2 protein-coding genes and 1 pseudogene are annotated in these 1,962 nt (G+C 74.7%); all 3 read right to left on the bottom strand.

All coding sequences use genetic code 11. From position 1 onward, the window contains the following. A partial coding sequence (locus H5J30_RS29990; RefSeq protein ID WP_374101038.1) for an HAD family hydrolase occupies positions 1-273 on the bottom strand: 273 nt, incomplete at its 3' end. Positions 274-362: 89 nt separating this feature from the next. Further along, positions 363-1,343 carry a 2-oxoglutarate and iron-dependent oxygenase domain-containing protein gene (locus tag H5J30_RS29985; RefSeq protein WP_181790518.1) on the bottom strand — a complete coding sequence of 327 codons (981 nt, stop codon included), beginning with the start codon at positions 1,341-1,343 and terminating at the stop codon, positions 363-365. Positions 1,344-1,553: 210 nt separating this feature from the next. Beyond that, a pseudogene (locus tag H5J30_RS29980) lies at positions 1,554-1,962 on the bottom strand (hypothetical protein); the annotation flags it as partial.

Raw genomic sequence — 1,962 nt, 5'->3', positions numbered from 1 at the left:
GCCGTGGTCGGGGTAGAGGGCGCGGTAGCGGTCGCCGAGGGCGGCCACGCGGTCCGCGGGGAACCAGTTCGCCAGTTCGCTCTCCACCGGCGGGCCGAGGCGGGAGGTCACGAGGTCGGTGTCGACGTACACGCCGGTCTCGGCGACGATCGCCTCGTACACCGCCTTGATCCCCGGCCGGGAGTCGATGAGGGTCATGTCCAGGTCGAAGCCGACCGTGAAAGACGGCGGCGGGGAGGGAGTACGCACACGTCGATTCTGCCCGCCGCCCATTTCGCCGGGACAGGCGGTTCCCCCTGGCCGGGCCGGGGCCGGGCCGGGGCCGGGCCGGGATCGCGTCGGGACCGGGGCCAGGGCGGGGTTCAGGACAGGAGGATGGCCTGCAGCCGTTCGTCCAGGAACTCGCCCACGGTCGCGTTGTGCGCCCCCTGCGCGGCGGCGGCCGGCGGCATCGGGGTGTCCGGGCCGGGGTTGTAGAACCAGACCAGGGACATCAGCTCTTCCGCGGGCGCGTTCGCGGGCGGGGGCAGCACGCGGTGCCAGCCCGCCTGCCAGCGCCCGCTGCTCCACATGGCGCCCAGCTCGCCGAGGTTGACGGTCAGGGCGTCGACGTCGGGGTGGTACGGCGCGTCCTCCCAGCCGGCCCCCGAGCCGTCCCCGGTGCCCGCTGCGTCCCCTGCGTCCCCTGCGTCCCCGCCGTCCGACGGGCCCGTACGGACCTGGAGGCAGCCCAGCCCGTGCTGGCGGTCCAGTACGGCCATCAGGTCCCAGTCCTGGTGCGCGCCGAGGCGGAACTGCCCCGGGCGCGGCGCGCCGGTGTGCTGCCGGCTCCCGTACCAGTTGATGGTGCACTGCCAGGCCGCGTCGGCGTCGTACCGGGTGAGGAAGTCGGCCGGCTCGCCGAGCGCGGCGGCGAGGACTTCCAGCAGTTCGAGCGACAGGCGCCGCATCTGGCGCAGATACTCTTCGACGGGCTCCCGCAGCGCCGGTGCCTCGGCCGGCCACACGCCCGGGTGGTGCGGGTAGAAGCTCCACAGCTCCACCAGGTCCGGCGGGCTCGCCGCGTCCTGGATGGCGCCCGCCGATATGCCCCCGGGGCCGGTCCAGCCGCCGTTGCCCACGTTGCGGTAGCCGTCCTTGACCGAGGGCGGCAGACCGAAGGCCGCGCCCGCGCCGTCCCTGACGGCCGCGCGCAGGGCGGGGTCCACGCCGTGGCCGGTCACCATCACGAACCCGGTGGCGCGCAGCGAGGCGTCGAGCCGGGCGAGGAGCCGGCGCCGCTCCTCCGCGTCGCCGGAGCGCCACGATCCGAGGTCGACGAGGCCGATGGGGGAGTTGCTCATGCGGCTGCCTCTCTGCGCAGTGGTGGCCTCATTGTGGCGGCGGGGAACGGCGCCGTACAGCGGTCGGTACAAGAGAACAGGGCCCGTACGGTACGGAGGCCACCCGCGCCCGTACGCCGCGCACGCCACCGCCCCACGTGCAGCCGGCCGCCCCGCCAACCGCCGTCCTGCGCCGCGCGGTTCGCCGCCGTACGGCCGCAGTCCGCAGCCCTACTTGCGCAGTCGCCGCCGCGCCCGCCACAGCAGGAACAGCGTCGAGGCGACCGCCGCGAACCGCACGAGGGTGGGCAGCATGTCCGAGAACTCCTGCCCCATCGTCCCCTCCTTCAACGGCTCGCCCCACCGCTCCTGGTTACGCCCCCACAGCCACACCAGGCCCGCGAACCCCACCGTGCCCGGGACGCCGAGCGACGCCCACTTCTTCTCCGTCATCGACAGCCGGCGCGAGGTGTAGACGAGCACCCAGCCGACGACCGACGCCATCCACTGATCGAGCGCGGCGCCCCCCAGCAGCGCGCCCATCGCCAGCACCTCCAGCATGCCGGCGCTGCGCAGGAGTTCGCGGGTGGCGGCGCCGCGGCGGTGCTGGGGCGTGGTCTCCTCGTCCTCGTACGCCTCC

It is taken from the genome of Streptomyces phytophilus, assembly GCF_013870535.1.
In the GTDB taxonomy this organism is placed as follows: Bacteria; Actinomycetota; Actinomycetes; order Streptomycetales; family Streptomycetaceae; genus Streptomyces; species Streptomyces phytophilus.
The sequence above is the reverse complement of the archived record's forward strand: the minus strand, read 5'-3'. Positions and strand labels throughout refer to the sequence as shown.

Coding starts and splice junctions, on each gene's coding strand:
- H5J30_RS29985 (WP_181790518.1), bottom strand. CDS start 1,343: ATGAGCAACTCCCCCATCGGCCTCGTCGACCTCGGATCGTGGCGCTCC.